Genomic DNA, 13,691 nt, shown 5'->3' with positions numbered 1-13,691 from the left:
GATGAGCCAACTCAGCGGAGGAGAAGCCGCGCACCTGCGCCGCACCGCCAGCGCGCTGCACTCGTTCAACCGGTTCGAGATCAAGTACCTGCTCGCGTACGACCAGGTGCCGAGGCTGCGCGAGGAGCTGCGGGCGCGCATGGAGGCCGACCCGTACACCGTGCGCGGCGGCTACCCGGTGACCAGCCTGTACTACGACTCGAAGTCCCTGCGGTACTACTGGGAGAAGATCGAGGGCCTGCACTTCCGCCGGAAGCTCCGCGTCCGCGCCTACGGCGAGCGGCACGAGCTCACCGACGAGACCCCGGTGTACGTCGAGATCAAGCAGCGGGTCAACCGGGTGACGCAGAAGCGCCGGGTCAAGGTCCCGTACCTGCTGGCCCGCAGGCTCTGCGACGAGCGGGTCCTCATCGACCACGAGCCGGAGCAGGGGCCGTTCCTTGAAGAGGTCCTCGGGCTGGTCGAGGGGCACGGACTGCGTCCGACCGCGATCACCGCCTACAACCGCGAGGCCTATCTCGGCTACGACGCCGATCTGGGGCTGCGGGTGACGATCGACCACCGCGTGCGCGGCCGCGATCGGGATTTCCACCTGGGGGCCGAGGTCGAGAACCGGCTGATCATCCCGCCCGCGAGAGCGGTGGTGGAGGTCAAGGCCAACGAGCGGGTCCCGTACTGGATCACCGACCTCTCGGCCCGTTTGGGCATGGCGGTCGTCCGCGTCTCCAAGTACTGCCAGAGCATCGAGGCGTTCGGCCAGGCGCCGCGCTCGGCGTTCCACGTTCCTGTCGAGGACGACTTCGCCGTCCACGCCAAGCAGGAGGGCGCCGGCGCACCGGCGGTCTCCGCTGTCCAGTAACCGATCGGGCATCGCCCACTAACTGCGGAAAGCAGCCGTCCAGATGGATTTCCTGACCAATTTCACCGACCTCTCGGGTGAGTTCAGCGTCGCCGACATCGCGATCTCGCTGTCGCTCTCGTTCGTGCTCAGCTGCGTGATCTCGCTGGTGTACCGCCGGACCCACCGGAACGTCTCCTACAGTCAGTCCTATGTGCAGACGCTGATCATCATGGGGATGATCATCGCGATGATCATGCTGATCGTCGGCTCGAACGTGGCGCGGGCGTTCGCGCTCGTCGGCGCGCTGTCGATCATCCGGTTCCGGAACGCGCTCAAGGAGACCCGCGACGTCGGGTACATCTTCCTGGTGATGGGCGTGGGCATGGCCTGCGGCACGCGGTTCTACCTGCTGGCGATCATCGCGACCGCCGTGATCTGCCTGGTGCTGCTCATCATGCACCGTTTCAACTGGTTTGCGCACAGCGTGGAGCGCCAGGTCGTCAAGGTGCAGGTGCCGGCGCACGAGGACCTGGCCGGCGAGGTCGACGACGTCCTGATCCGCCACGCCGACGAGTACGAGCAGGTGAGCATGGAGACGATCAGGGGCGGGGCGCTGACGGAGATGACGTTCACCGTGAAGCTCAAGTCCGGGAAGAAACCCGCCGACCTGCTCGCGGACCTGCGCGATGTGACGCAGGGCCAGCAGGTGACGGTGCTGACCGGCTACGACCAGACGGACCTGTAGCCATGAGCGCCAAGGCACTGCGGCACCGGATCCCGGTGAGCGTCCGGCACTACTGGCGGCTCATCGCCGGGTCGATCGGCCTGGTCGCGGTCCTGGTCCTGGCGGTCGGCACGATCCGTGTCAGCGCGGTGGTGACCTCGGAGGCGAACGAGGGGTTCGTCGTCACCAACGATGTCCAGGGCACTGTGGACCTGTTCGACACGACGGTGGCGCATGAGATCAGCCTCGAGTACAGCGAGGACGACTACCAGCAGATGATCGACACGTTCCAGGACTCCGGTGAGAAGGAGTGGGTCAAGGCCGACATCACCATTGACGGCGTCACGATCAACGACGTGGGCATCCGTCTGAAGGGCAACTCGACCTTGGCGAGCCTCGGGGGCGAGATCACCGTGGGCGGCCAGGAGATGCCGGAGAACATGGAGATGCCCGAAGGCATGGAGATGCCCGAGGGGATGGAAATGCCGGAGGGCATGGAGATGCCCGGCGGCGGCGAGGGCGGCTTCGGCGGCATGGGCAGTTCGCTGAGCTTCGAGGACCCGGAGTCGCTGCCGTGGCTGGTGGACTTCTCCAGGTTCGTCGAAGGCCAGGTCTACCAGGGCAACCAGCAGATCACGCTGCGCGTCGACTCGGGGATGGGCGGTTCGACCCTGACCGAGTCGGTCGCACTCGAGTTGATCGAGGCCAGTGGCGAGCCGAGCTACGACTGGACCTACTCCAAGGTCTCGGTGAACGGCTCCGAGGCGGTGACCCGCAGGGTCGTCGACGCGATGGACGTGACCTGGGCCGACGAGGAGTACGGCGCTAGCGAAGGCGTGCTCTACAAGGGACGGGCTGGCGGCCAGTTCGCCTACCAGGGCCAGGACCCGAGCGAGTACGAGGACGATTTCAAGCAGGTCACCATGGAGGGCTCCGCGGACGTGCAGCCGCTCATCGACTTCCTGGAGTGGCTCGACTCGGCCGACGACGCGACCTTCGACGCCGAGCTCGCCGACTGGGTCGACGTGGAATCCTTCGCGAACTACACCGCGCTGCAGAACTTGATCGTCAACACCGACGACATGGCTGGGCCCGGCAGCAACTACTACCTCTGGTACGACTACGACACCGGCCTGATCTCGGTCATCACCTGGGACCTCGACCTGTCTCTGACCAACGCCGAACTGGCGCCCGGCGAGTCCGGGTCCATCATGGGCGGCGGCGGCATGGGCGAGATGCCCGAGGGCATGGAAATGCCGGAGGGGATGGAGATGCCCGAAGGCATGGAGATGCCCGAAGGCGGCATGCCCGAGGGGATGGGCGGCGGGATGTCCGCCGGCGCGGGCGAGTTCAAGCAGCGGTTCCTCGACTCCGAGGCGTTCCAGGAGGTCTACATGGAGGCCTATAACGACCTCTATGAACGGATCTACGCCAGCGGCGCGGCCGAGGAGGCGGTCGACACCGTCTCTGCGGCGGCGGAACGCAACGGCGCCGCCGATGTGGCGTCGTCCGCGGAGTCGCTCAAGACGGTCATCCAGCAGCGCGAGGAGTTCCTGGCAGTACAACTCGAAGCAAGCTGAGGGATGGTCCGGCGCGACGGGGGCTCAGGCAGGGGGGATTGCTGCCGGCCCCCGTCGCGTCATCCGAGGCCGACCCACAGGCCGAACTTCGTACAAGCGCCGGTGCACGGTCCGCGCCAGGCGGCGGATCCGGAGCGTCGGCAGCCTGGTCGGCCGTCGCGATCAGGCCCCGTTCGTCTCGATCGGCCAGGAGCGTCGGTGCAACCCGGCGGGGAGGGCCCCGGTCTGGCCTGACGCGTGCTGGAGGATGCCGTCGGCGCCGAACGGGATCTGAACCTCGACCTGGAGGGCGTCCTCCGTGCGGGTCCAGGCGATCGAGGCGCGGCCGTACGGGGTGTCGTGGGCGGCCTGCGCCGCGGTGAGCCCGGTGACGGACTGGTGGCGATGCGCCGCTTCGACGACCCCGACGGGACCATCCTGATCTACACCCCCAACGAATGGCAGGCGTTCGTCGCCGGAGCCCGCGACGGCGAACTGAACCTCGCCGTGCTTGCGGCTGACGCCGAACAAGCCAGAGCTTCATAGGTTCGCCTGATAATCCATAGCCATAAGGACGCGCCGAGGGGACACCACGGCGCGTTCCTTTTGTCTGCTTCTGGGGTCCGGTTGCCGAACCGGCTGGCGGCGTCCGGCCCGCCATGCACGCCAGAATCAATGGTGGCGTCGATGTTCGCGCAGGTCATAGGCTCACTGGCATGAACGGGATCCATGATCTGACTGAGCGCGCCGCCTGGGACGAGCGGCTGCCGCACATGACCCGGCTCGGCGCCGACACTCTCGAACCTCGCGGCGGTCAGGGGTCCGGGGAGTCTGGCGGCTCCCCGGACTCCGCTCCAAGCCATCGACCGCGATATCTGGCCGTGGTCTTTTCAGAACTTCTATCCGACACCGTTCCGGGCCGCGCTCAGGTGGGGGCGCGGCGCGAGGTCACGGTGTCATGCTGCCTGTGCCCCAAGACGATCCGGTTCCCGGCCTCCGGCTACGGGGACATGGCTCGCAAGGCGCAGGCAGTGGGTTGGCAGTACACGCCAGGGCACCCTCAAGGTGAACGCGCCTGGTGCCCGGACTGCCGTCCCGATGCTGAGAGCGGGAACCGATGAGACTCGACACGACCGCTCCGGCATCGCCAGCCGCCGCTCCGGATACTGACCTGGAGCGGCGGCCGGAACCCAACGAAGAACCTCTTCGAAGTCTCCGCGACCGGCGAAGGCGAGCGTTCCACCAACGCCGGAGAGGTGCGCTTCTGTGACGGCTGAACCGAAGACACGAACACCGACTGGTGAGTACCTGGGCAGGTTCCAGCGAGCGCACGTCAAGTTCGTGGTCCTTCGGACCGCACCCGATACATACCGGGTCGACTGCGACGACGGAGTGGGACCGCGCGAGGTCTGCACCTTTACCGGCAGTGCGGAGCACCGCCGGTCTGGCGTGGCGCTTGGAACGGTGACGCGTGGTGCGCCTGGATATTGACTGAAGCCCGCAGGATCGTTCGGAACGCTCCGAGGTGAGACGGCCCCAGCCCGTCATCTACCTCGGGGATGGGCTTGGGGCACTTTCGGGTCGGCCGGTCGGTGGGGACCGGCCGACCCTTCGTCACCAATCAGGCGCGGTCGGTGCAGAAGAGGGTCCGGCAAGGGTTCGCCGCTTTCGGCGTTGGTGGTCAAGAGGGCGCCCTACTCCTCGCAGCGGATGCCAGTGATCTGGTCGGCTTCGGGCGGGATGCCGCCTTGCGGATCGAGGCAGGGCAGAGTGCCGACCCGTTTGACGCACCCGGTCTGAAGGTTCAACTCCATCGGGTCGTCCACGCCCAGGCCCTCGTAGACAGCCAGGCGCAAGTCCTCATCGTCGTGGACGACGATCGCCCAGTCGCCGTTCTGGTTCTGCCTGTCGAACTGCGCCTCGTACCCCTCTCCCAACCAGTATTCGCGCGCGGCCAGCCTGTACTCCGAACGGACCGCCGGGTCGGCTTGTACCGCATCCGAGAACTCATACGACAGCTCGTACCGGAAGTACTCGCCGCCACCGCGAAACTCTCCACCGCACTGGTTGACCTCGAGCGTCCGTGACCTGAATCCGTCGAATCCCGTGAACACAGGGACGACATCAGCCGCGGCGTCTTCGAGGTTCGACCACGCCTCGGACTCGTCGAAGTCGTGATCGCCGCGCTGGCCGGGGAACAAGATGAAGGACCAGACCAGCGCGAGCACCGACGCGATCACCGCGACAGTTCCGAGGAAGACCGCCAGATCCGTAGCAGCAGACTTGAATCGCCTCTTCGTGCCCGATCCCTCACCACGCGTCAGCCAGAGTTGCACTTCTGCTTTGGCGGCCAGCACGAATCCAGCAATCACGACGCCTGCGACGAGCACCGCTCCGCACAGGATCATCGGTACGGCGATGAGCCCAATCGCGTACAAAGCGAGCAGCAGGGCCTGCAGCGCGGCGACTACGCCAGCCATGAACAGGTACACGCGGGCCTTCCGCGGGTATCGATTGAAGTTGTACGCGGCCAGGAAGTTCAGTGGGGCCGATGGCCCGAACAGTGCGAGAAATAGCACCGCGGCGGATTGACCGCTATCGCCGACCATGGCGCTGAAGGCCAGAGTCAATAGCCACAACGGGAACCCGACTAGGACCGACAGCACGCCATGGATCATCAGCAGCGCCTTCAAGGTCAGTGCCGATTCCGGGTACGGAACCGCCGCCGCGCGGTCGGTGACGGATTGGGACGCCGAAGGTGCAGAGTCGATCTCACTCATGAAGAGTCCTCCGGTAGACAAGGGGTGGACAGATGGCTGAACAGGATTCAGGAAAGGGCCAGGCTCGTCAACCCGGGCGCCTTGATTCCAATCAGTACTGCGTACAGCACGGCCATCGCGGGCGAACCAGCGCTGTAGGCAGCAATGATCCGCTCAATCTCGGCCCGCTGCGCCTCGTTCATCGGCTCCACTGTGTGGTTGCCCGTTAGGCCGACGACGGGCCGAAACGATCGCGCCGCTCGGCTCCAGCGGAGAACGGAATTACCGCGGCTTGTGAGCCCTCGAACGGAGCGATCGCATCCGCTTCCGCAGTCGGCTCGTCGTAGTTTTCTCCGCAGGCTCGTCGACCCGCAATGTCGTTTTCGGGGGTCACGCCGCCAAGCGGTGGTGGGCACTCCGATGCGGGTGCCGTCTTCACGCAACCGGACTGGACCGTGAGAGAGACATAGTTGATCGCCCTGAACCAGTAGTTGATGCCGTCAGGACGGGTGACGTCGAGTTCGTAGAAAGCCGGTTCGCCAAATGCCTCGTCACGACGGATGTCGTAGCCTGCCTCGGTCCATTGCTCGCGCAACAGGTTCACGTAGTCCTCGTGGACGAGGTCAGTTGCGGAGTCCTCAGCACTGAATGTATAGGTGAGCTCGAATTGGGTGTACTCCTCGTCGGCCTGGCCGTTGCGGGTACAGCTAAGTTCAAGCAGCTTGCGCGTCTCGAATCCAGGAAAGTCCGGCAGGTCTGCAATCGCTTCGGCGGCGGCTTCCTCCATGCGGCTCCAGGCGGTGGACTGATCGAAGTCACGCTCTGGTGGCGTCTGGACAGGGTTGTCGTTGTTCATACATCCTCCCGTGATGATCGTTGCCAGCGCGGTGACAGTGAGAAGGCGGTGTCGACGCCATGAGGGCCGTCGGGTTTCTTTGGCGGAATTCACTGCTACTCTCCCGGCGGTTTGATGAATTCGGATTGGCCGGTGAGGATGAGCGCCATGTCCTTACGGGCGGCGTTGCCCTCGTCCCAGTAGCCGCCGTGGATTTCACCACCGTCCGCACCGCTTGCGGTGCTGTTGAAGACGTTCCCGCCGAAGTTCTCTCCTGTGGGGTCGTTGCCGTGGATCATTGATTCGCCCGCGGGGAAGGCAATGGCATCGCCTTCGGCCATCGTCGCCCACACGTTGTCTTCGCCGACAGCAAGTTCTGAAGCGCGATCGACGCCGAAACCGGGGGCGGCGACGCCGATGACTTGGTCAGCCCCGGTGTTCGGGTCTTGAGCAGCCTCGCCGACTAGTAGGCCACCGTAGGAGTGTCCGGCGATGGTCGTGTTGGAGGGCTCCCCCTCGTGGGTGGCGTCGAGTCCGTTGATGAAGTGATTGAGCGTTTGCGCGCCTTCCTCGGCCGCCGCGCCATCGCCGGCCTCGGGAGCAAGCTTGCTCAAATCCCACGTATCGCCCTTGAACGCTTCGAGGGGACTGGCCGATTGTGGTGAGTCGTAGTCGAGCCAGGCAATCACCGCGGTTTCCTCACCTGGAACACCGTAGTCCTGAGCATCGCTGGCCATTGCCGTGGCTCGTTCCAGCGCGCCACCGTTGCCTCCGAAGTTGTCGAGGGCCGAGAAGGTACCTGGTACGAAGATACCGGTGTTGGTGGCAGTGTCGGGGTTGCCGATCGAGACGATCGCGCCGCCGTCGTCTTTGGTGTCGAAGCCGAGCAGGTAATGATCCTGGCCGGTCGGTGCTGAGCCCGAGACCGCTTCCTGGAGGTTCGCCAAGGCGTCACGTTCATCGCGCTGTTCTTGCAGCTCGGCGAGTTGGGTTGCGAGCTCAGCGTATTCAGCGGATTGATGAGGGATACCTAGATTCCCCTCGTTGTAGTCGTATTGCTCTCCGTTGGCTTCCATCTCGGCGAGCTGCGCCTCCAACTCGGCGATGTCGCTGTCAAGGCTGGGGCTAAAGCGGTTGATTGCGGTGTCGAGCAAGTCGCGGTTGGCGGCGTCGCGAGTGTCGGTCGGGATGCCATCGACACCCGCGATGAGTGCCGGGTTTCCTTCGAGGATGCCGAGCTGTTCGGTCTCTGAGAGGTTGTTCCACCACTCGTTGATCGCCTCCGGAGAGGCGCCTGAATCGATGAGTTCCTGGAGTTCGCCCGCCTCGTCTTCAGCGTCGTGTGCCAACGCGAGACGTTCCGACTCGCTGAACGTCTCAGCCCACATGCCGACAGCAGCTTTTAACACCTCATTGGCATCGGTTGCCCGTTCCAGAGCAGCGGTGATGCGGGATTGAATGCCCTCGGCGTAGTAGATGTTGTCGGTTCCCGTTGAGGTGTCAGGGATGACCGAACCCGTGTCTGTCAGTGCAACGCGCTCACTGCCGATTTCGGATATCACGTCATTCAGATCTGCCTGGGCACCCTTGAACTCTTCTGCAGCGTCAGCTATGGCGACCGAGACTCTTCGGGCCGCAGCGGAGCGCTCGTCGAGAGCTAGGACGACGTCACGCACACGTTCGCGAGCAGCTTCCCCGGACTGGCCGTCCCAATTGTCGATGCCGAAAGGCGCGTCGTCTTTGCTCTTGAGCTCGACGAGTATCGCGGCTTGGTCGTCGAGGACCTGGTAGAGGTTCCTCCAAGATTCGCCGGTGGCTTCCAGCGCAGTGAAATCGGCTTCCAACAAGAGGTTGTACGTGATGGTCATCGGTTACACCGCCACGCTCTCGCCACCGCGCGGCATTTGGGTTGACGGGTCCGGGGCCGGGCGTTCGGGTGCCGGAGTTGTTCTGCCTTCGGGGAAATATGAGTCGGCGTACTCGCTGAACATCGAGGAGACGTACGTGTCGACCTCTTCGCTGCTCGCGGCACTGACCGCCGCGCACAAGGCGGCATCCTCGATGTCTGCTCGATGCACCGCGATGTAGTCGGATTCCCAGAGCTGCACGGCCTGTACGCATTCGGCGATTCCAGCGAACCCTCCCGCTTCAGCGGTTCCTTCGAGCTTGCCTGAAGCTTCCGCGAGGGTGTTCATTGCCCTGTAGATCTCTTCTGAAGCGGCACCAAGTGTTTCGGCACCTGACTGCACAATCTCGGGAGAGATGCTGAATTCACCCATTGCACGCTCCAGCGCTCGGTAGGTCGCAGTTAGTCAGCGACACTTTGAGTGGTCGTGTGGTGCTGGTCATGTTGTAGCTCAACTGGACTCCTCCTCAGCGACCTTCTGGGCGACGTGCTTCGCGGCGGCTTGGTTGTATAGCGCTTTGATCGCGGCCTCGACATATGAGATGCCATCCTCGGCTTCGGCGCCGAGGTGGTCGATGTCGATGGCGCAGACTCCGTCGGCTTCCAGGATCAAACGCACGAGGCCGTCGGAGGTGGTCTCGTCGAACCGCTTGGGGCTCTCGGGCGCGGGAGCACCTTGGGCGAGCACATCCAGGAGACGGCGCATGCCGGGGCCGGTGTGGAGTTCGGGATTCTCAGGCATCGAGTGATCCTCGGAATGTGCCGATCGCAGCTAGCACCTGGCTGCGAGCTTCGTGACAGGCGGAACGAAGCTCAGTCAGCAAAGCTCCGGCGGCCTGACCGACTTGCTCACAAAAGGCCCAATCCCGGGCGGTGTCGACGGGGAGGTGAATCGCCTCCAGGTGCAGCGCGAGGTTCATCGTGGCGCTGATCGCGAAGGTCGGCGTGGCGGCCGTGACGAGTGTCGAGGCAAGGCAATCCTCGACGACCTGGTCGACTTCGGCCGGGGTCAAGTCTGGGGTGAGGTCTTCAAGGCGTTCGGCGGCCTCGGTCAGGATCTGATCGAGGCTGGGGAGGTTCACCGTCATGGGGGATGCGGATTTCCTTGCGAGCGTCGGGAAGCAAGCCGGAGCGGCTCGCGACTGGGCCTGGCGGTCGGATCGGGGAGGATCGCGCCTGAGCCGCGTTCGACGTTGAAGCACGGCGGTAGGGGCACCGCTACCAGCGGTCAAACCATGATGGCACATTCGAGAGGGCTTGTGTGGTCCGGTCGGTTTGTCGCCTCTGGGTGTCCAGCCCCCACGATCGAACATTTTTGCCCTATTGTGGGTGTCGGTTCGCGTGACCGGCCGCCTACACCCACGAGCGGCACACGGTCCCAACCGTCTCCCACTGCTCGATCGCGACCACCCCAAGGAACCCTTTGTGAGCGACTACAACGACATCGTCGATGCCAATGGCGAAATCATCCACGTCAGCGCCGACGACTCGGCCGATGGCGTCAGGATGACGCAGGATGGCGAGCAGCTGGTGTTGGTCGACGAGGATGCCATCGCCGCGTTCACCACCAGAGCCGCCACCACGTTGACCGACCTGGACACCGCCCGCAGCGTGCTGACCGTCGGCGACATGAACGCGGTCGCGGGCTTGCCGTTCATCGGCGACTCCGTTTTCGTCCAGATCGACGCGAAGAATCTCAAGATCGGGACCTTCCCCGAAGCGCATGCGCTCGCGGAGGCGTACTTCCAGAACTTCTACCTGTCGAGCGCCGACCAGGTCGAGCGGATCTACCACGGGATCGGGACTGGCAAGACCGTCGCCGACGAGACCATGACCGCGTACTTGGACTCCGACGGGAACGTCTCGGCCGACATGTCCGCTCTCGCAGGCGAGTTCACCACGGCTGGTGGCGGTTTGACCGAGGCGGACCTGGCGGAGATGAATACTCACGAGGTCGCCGAAGGCGATGGCACCGGCGGTGAGACCTCGACCGACGGCGGTGCCGGAAACGACGAGGACGTTCGCATCATGTAGCGCTGCTTGGAGCTCCTACCTACCGTGCTCCTACTTGAACTCGCCGCGCTGCGGCTCCGAACCCCCGGAAGGAAACACCTGCGATGGCCGAACCGCTCGGTTTCGCGCACTACCGCGACAGCTACACCGACGAACAACTCTGGGACATGCTGGTGTCCCAGGGCAATCCCCAAAGCGTCAACCTCTCCACCTCGATTTGGCGGACTGCCCGCGGCAGCACCGCCGGCGTCCGCGAAGCGCTCGACGCGCACCTCGCCGAATTGGCGGAGTACTGGAGGGGGCCCGCCTCAGAGGAATTCCAGCACCGGATGCGTCTGGTGATCCAGTACAGCTCGGCTGCCGAAGCACGTATGGCGTTGGCGGAAAGCGAATACCTTCCAGGTCTAGCAGGCAAGTTGGCTGCTGCGCAATCGCGGGCCAAGGGTGACAACACGCTCGGGGAGAGTCTCGACCCAGCCACGGATATCACCGATGCCGAGGTGTGGATGGAGGAGGTCAAGGGGCTCTCGCGCGAGCAGATCGCCGCTCTCGACCCCCAGACCCGCACCACCTACAACAACCAGCACGCCGCCTGGCGCCAAGCTCGCCATGACGAGCTTGCGCAGACCGTCGCCGACCTCGGCGCGCAGTACGCCGACTACACGAACGGCGTCTTCGCTGAACCAGCCGAACCCGCCCCCGACGGGATGCCGGGCAACAGCACCTACCAGCAGCCAACCACCGGCGTCTTCGCTCCGACCACGGTCGACTCAAGCAGTGCCCCGACTGGATCGAGCACGAACTCGAGCACCCTGCAGCCGGAGGCGCCGGTCATCGGAAGCAACGATGATGACGATGTCGCCGATCCCTGGGAACTGCCCTCCTACACCGACATCGACGAACCCAACGGTGGTCTCGCCAGCGGCGGCACCGCTCCAACAGCACCGGTCGGAGGAGCGGGCCCGATAGGCGGCACCCCAGGAACCAGCGGCGGGACCCTCCCTGCAGGCGGGGGCAGCCTATTCGGCCCCGGACGCCCCAGTTCCGGGACCGGCGGCCTTCCCGGTCGCGGCACCGGCAGTACTCTCGGGCGCGGTCCGGCGACCACCGGGCCCACACGGGGATCTCAACCGGCCACGCCTGGTCGAGGCGGCCAACCGGGAACCCCAGGGCGAGGCACCTCCGGACGCGGTGGCCAGCCGGGAACACCGACGCGCGGCAGCACTGCTGGACGCGGTGGCCAGCCCGGAACCCCTGGGCGCGGCACTGCCGGACGCACAGGCACGACCGGGCGCGGGAACCCGCCGGGAACTCCGGGTCGCACCGGCAACACCGGCCGCAATAGCCAGCCGGGAGCCCCTGGTCGTGGCGCTTCCGGTAGTAACAACGGCGCCACCAGCCGCGGTAGCGGCACCCGAGCGGGAACCAGCTCCGGCGTCGGGAAGAACGGCAGCCCGGGCGCGAACTCGAAGCGCCGCAATGGCGAGAGCGAGGACGAAGAAACCCAGGCACGGGAGGCGAAGTACGTCCAGGCAGAGGACATCTTTACCGCCCCCTTCGACCCTGCCGTTGGCCCCGCACACGAGGGCGCGAAGCACCAGCGGGCCTGGAACAAGGAATACGACGCCTGGAAACGTCGTCAAGAAGAGGACGGTGGCAAGGACCGCGCCTGACCGGGCGTGCGAGAGACCGGATGCCTGGTAGCGGGGACCGTGCACCCCGCCGCCAGGCATTCTCATGCCTTACAAGGCAATACGCTTACTGCCAAGGCTGCACTCGGGCCTTCGAGCGAGAACGCGACCTGAGCACCAGCCACACCACCACCGCCGCTGCCACGAGCAGCAGTGCGACCGCGACGGCCATAATCGGCGTCAACCCCGAACCGGAGTCTGCTGCATTGTCTGCCGCGGCGTCGCTCGTTGACACGACTTCTTCGCTCGCCTCGGAGCCGGGCTCCTCGTCCGGGCTCGCGCCTGATGCGCCCGCTTCGCCCATCGGATACCCCAACGGGTTCTCAGCGACCGTTTCCACATCGGTGGCGGTGACCGCCGCTGCGGCATCGACCAACCCGAACCCAAGCTCCTCAGTCCGGCCCTGGCCGCCGTCATCGGCCGTGGTGATGAGCCGCTGGATCACGTTGCTCGCATCCAGATCCGGATGAGCCGCCCGCACCAGCGCCGCCGCGCCCCCGACAATCCCCGACGCTGCTGAGGTCCCAGCCGCCTGGAAGTACAAATCCTCTTCACCGAAGCTGACGATCTGCGGAATGGGGAAGATCATGGTGTCCGCTGGCCCTGCAAGCACGATTTCGGGGCCGGTGGTGTTCATCGACCAAGCATTGCCGTCCTTGTCGGTTCCGCTCACCGCAATCACGCCGGGAAACGAGGCGGGGTTCGGGACTTGATCAAGCTCAGGGTCGTTGCCGCCACCGGCGATGACCACGATGTCCTTGTCAATCGCGTACTGCACCGCCTCGAGAAACTCCGGAGCCGGCTCCCGATCCTCGCCCGCCATCACCTCGATCCACGGGATCACCATGACATTGGCTCCATTATCGGCCGCCCACCGAATCCCATCGAAGCGGTTCTGTCCAGCACCGGTGCTGAACCCGATATCGGCCGTTGTCGGATACACCCTCACCGGCAGGACAGTGGCCTCGGGCGCAGCGTAGAGAACCGCAGCTGAGACGCCAGTGCCGTGGCCATCGGTATCGAACCTGGCACTGTCCTCTTCGCTGAGTACAAACGACTCACCGTCGAGGATGTTCTTGTCCTCCAGGAACGGATGCTCCTCGGCGATCCCGGTATCGACTACCGCGACCGTCATGCCTTCGCCTTTGGTTGTCGCCCAAACATCTTCAGCATTGACCTGGTCAATCGCCCAGGCATTCTCGGCATACAGATCCCACTCCTCCTGCGCCAGCGCCGCCGATGGGAAGGCTGCGACTCCCGCGATCAAGGCAGCAGAACTGAGCGCGGCCCCAACGGTCACGGGTCGTGGAAGAGCAAGGGGTGGGGTCATCGGGGTGGCCTTTCCGTAGGTGCGCGGTTACGG

Annotated in this window: 15 protein-coding genes; 6 read left to right on the top strand and 9 right to left on the bottom strand. The window is 65.0% G+C overall.

Annotated elements, in window-relative coordinates; translation table 11 throughout:
* The first annotated feature begins 1 nt into the window (after position 1).
* Genes J5V16_RS09890 through J5V16_RS09880 form a run of 3 tightly spaced genes read left to right on the top strand, consistent with a single transcriptional unit; the run spans position 2 to position 3,145 of the window.
* A complete protein-coding gene (locus J5V16_RS09890) occupies positions 2–859 on the top strand; it encodes a polyphosphate polymerase domain-containing protein (RefSeq protein WP_208496014.1) in 858 nt (285 codons plus the stop codon).
* A gap of 43 nt (positions 860–902) precedes the next feature.
* The gene (locus tag J5V16_RS09885) at positions 903–1,586 is read left to right on the top strand and encodes a DUF4956 domain-containing protein (protein ID WP_208496013.1); all 684 of its coding nucleotides are present in this window, start codon (positions 903–905) and stop codon (positions 1,584–1,586) included.
* A 2-nt stretch (positions 1,587–1,588) separates the two neighbouring features.
* Entirely contained in the window at positions 1,589–3,145 is a 1,557-nt protein-coding gene (locus tag J5V16_RS09880; protein WP_208496012.1) for a CotH kinase family protein, read from the top strand.
* Positions 3,146–3,307: 162 nt separating this feature from the next.
* Here the strand turns inward: J5V16_RS09880 and J5V16_RS25455 are convergent, their stop codons facing one another.
* Positions 3,308–3,460 (bottom strand): hypothetical protein, encoded by a 153-nt coding sequence (locus tag J5V16_RS25455; protein ID WP_307792920.1) that lies wholly within the window; start codon positions 3,458–3,460, stop codon positions 3,308–3,310.
* 69 nt (positions 3,461–3,529) lie between these two features.
* Between J5V16_RS25455 and J5V16_RS25210 the strand changes: the two genes are divergently transcribed.
* Complete coding sequence (locus tag J5V16_RS25210; protein ID WP_208496011.1) at positions 3,530–3,670, top strand: DUF397 domain-containing protein; 141 nt, start codon at positions 3,530–3,532, stop codon at positions 3,668–3,670.
* A gap of 1,148 nt (positions 3,671–4,818) precedes the next feature.
* Here the strand turns inward: J5V16_RS25210 and J5V16_RS09870 are convergent.
* The 7 genes from J5V16_RS09870 to J5V16_RS09845 all read right to left on the bottom strand — a co-directional run bounded on the left by J5V16_RS09870 (position 4,819) and on the right by J5V16_RS09845 (position 9,712).
* The gene (locus J5V16_RS09870) at positions 4,819–5,904 is read right to left on the bottom strand and encodes a hypothetical protein (protein ID WP_208496010.1); all 1,086 of its coding nucleotides are present in this window, start codon (positions 5,902–5,904) and stop codon (positions 4,819–4,821) included.
* Between the two features lie 47 nt (positions 5,905–5,951).
* On the bottom strand, positions 5,952–6,086 hold the full coding sequence (locus J5V16_RS25000) for a hypothetical protein (RefSeq protein ID WP_255537317.1): 135 nt from the start codon (positions 6,084–6,086) through the stop codon (positions 5,952–5,954).
* Between the two features lie 23 nt (positions 6,087–6,109).
* The gene (locus J5V16_RS09865) at positions 6,110–6,739 is read right to left on the bottom strand and encodes a hypothetical protein (protein ID WP_208496009.1); all 630 of its coding nucleotides are present in this window, start codon (positions 6,737–6,739) and stop codon (positions 6,110–6,112) included.
* A 95-nt stretch (positions 6,740–6,834) separates the two neighbouring features.
* Entirely contained in the window at positions 6,835–8,586 is a 1,752-nt protein-coding gene (locus J5V16_RS09860; RefSeq protein WP_208496008.1) for an alpha/beta hydrolase, read from the bottom strand.
* A 3-nt stretch (positions 8,587–8,589) separates the two neighbouring features.
* A complete protein-coding gene (locus tag J5V16_RS09855; protein ID WP_208496007.1) occupies positions 8,590–8,997 on the bottom strand; it encodes a hypothetical protein in 408 nt (135 codons plus the stop codon).
* 78 nt (positions 8,998–9,075) lie between these two features.
* The gene (locus J5V16_RS09850) at positions 9,076–9,366 is read right to left on the bottom strand and encodes a hypothetical protein (RefSeq protein ID WP_208496006.1); all 291 of its coding nucleotides are present in this window, start codon (positions 9,364–9,366) and stop codon (positions 9,076–9,078) included.
* Positions 9,359–9,712, bottom strand: a complete 354-nt coding sequence (locus J5V16_RS09845; protein ID WP_208496005.1) for a hypothetical protein — start codon at positions 9,710–9,712, stop codon at positions 9,359–9,361. Before J5V16_RS09845 ends, J5V16_RS09850 begins: the two co-directional genes overlap by 8 nt.
* Positions 9,713–10,049: 337 nt before the next feature.
* Here J5V16_RS09845 and J5V16_RS09840 point away from each other — a divergent pair, with 337 nt between their 5' ends.
* Complete coding sequence (locus J5V16_RS09840) at positions 10,050–10,658, top strand: hypothetical protein (RefSeq protein ID WP_208496004.1); 609 nt, start codon at positions 10,050–10,052, stop codon at positions 10,656–10,658.
* Positions 10,659–10,741: 83 nt separating this feature from the next.
* Positions 10,742–12,310, top strand: coding sequence for a hypothetical protein (locus J5V16_RS09835; protein ID WP_208496003.1), 1,569 nt, complete (start codon positions 10,742–10,744; stop codon positions 12,308–12,310).
* 85 nt (positions 12,311–12,395) lie between these two features.
* On the opposite strand, the gene J5V16_RS09830 is transcribed toward J5V16_RS09835, so the two are convergent.
* Complete coding sequence (locus J5V16_RS09830) at positions 12,396–13,658, bottom strand: S8 family serine peptidase (RefSeq protein WP_208496002.1); 1,263 nt, start codon at positions 13,656–13,658, stop codon at positions 12,396–12,398.
* Positions 13,659–13,691 lie beyond the last annotated feature (33 nt).

The organism is Glycomyces niveus, from assembly GCF_017592475.1.
In the GTDB taxonomy this organism is placed as follows: Bacteria; Actinomycetota; Actinomycetes; order Mycobacteriales; family Micromonosporaceae; genus Glycomyces; species Glycomyces niveus.
This window is presented reverse-complemented; position numbering and strand designations above follow the sequence as displayed.

Coding starts and splice junctions, on each gene's coding strand:
- J5V16_RS09890 (WP_208496014.1), top strand. CDS start 2: ATGAGCCAACTCAGCGGAGGAGAAGCCGCGCACCTGCGCCGCACCGCC.
- J5V16_RS09885 (WP_208496013.1), top strand. CDS start 903: ATGGATTTCCTGACCAATTTCACCGACCTCTCGGGTGAGTTCAGCGTC.
- J5V16_RS09880 (WP_208496012.1), top strand. CDS start 1,589: ATGAGCGCCAAGGCACTGCGGCACCGGATCCCGGTGAGCGTCCGGCAC.
- J5V16_RS25210 (WP_208496011.1), top strand. CDS start 3,530: ATGCGCCGCTTCGACGACCCCGACGGGACCATCCTGATCTACACCCCC.
- J5V16_RS09870 (WP_208496010.1), bottom strand. CDS start 5,904: ATGAGTGAGATCGACTCTGCACCTTCGGCGTCCCAATCCGTCACCGAC.
- J5V16_RS25000 (WP_255537317.1), bottom strand. CDS start 6,086: ATGAACGAGGCGCAGCGGGCCGAGATTGAGCGGATCATTGCTGCCTAC.
- J5V16_RS09865 (WP_208496009.1), bottom strand. CDS start 6,739: ATGAACAACGACAACCCTGTCCAGACGCCACCAGAGCGTGACTTCGAT.
- J5V16_RS09860 (WP_208496008.1), bottom strand. CDS start 8,586: ATGACCATCACGTACAACCTCTTGTTGGAAGCCGATTTCACTGCGCTG.
- J5V16_RS09855 (WP_208496007.1), bottom strand. CDS start 8,997: ATGGGTGAATTCAGCATCTCTCCCGAGATTGTGCAGTCAGGTGCCGAA.
- J5V16_RS09850 (WP_208496006.1), bottom strand. CDS start 9,366: ATGCCTGAGAATCCCGAACTCCACACCGGCCCCGGCATGCGCCGTCTC.
- J5V16_RS09845 (WP_208496005.1), bottom strand. CDS start 9,712: ATGACGGTGAACCTCCCCAGCCTCGATCAGATCCTGACCGAGGCCGCC.
- J5V16_RS09835 (WP_208496003.1), top strand. CDS start 10,742: ATGGCCGAACCGCTCGGTTTCGCGCACTACCGCGACAGCTACACCGAC.
- J5V16_RS09830 (WP_208496002.1), bottom strand. CDS start 13,658: ATGACCCCACCCCTTGCTCTTCCACGACCCGTGACCGTTGGGGCCGCG.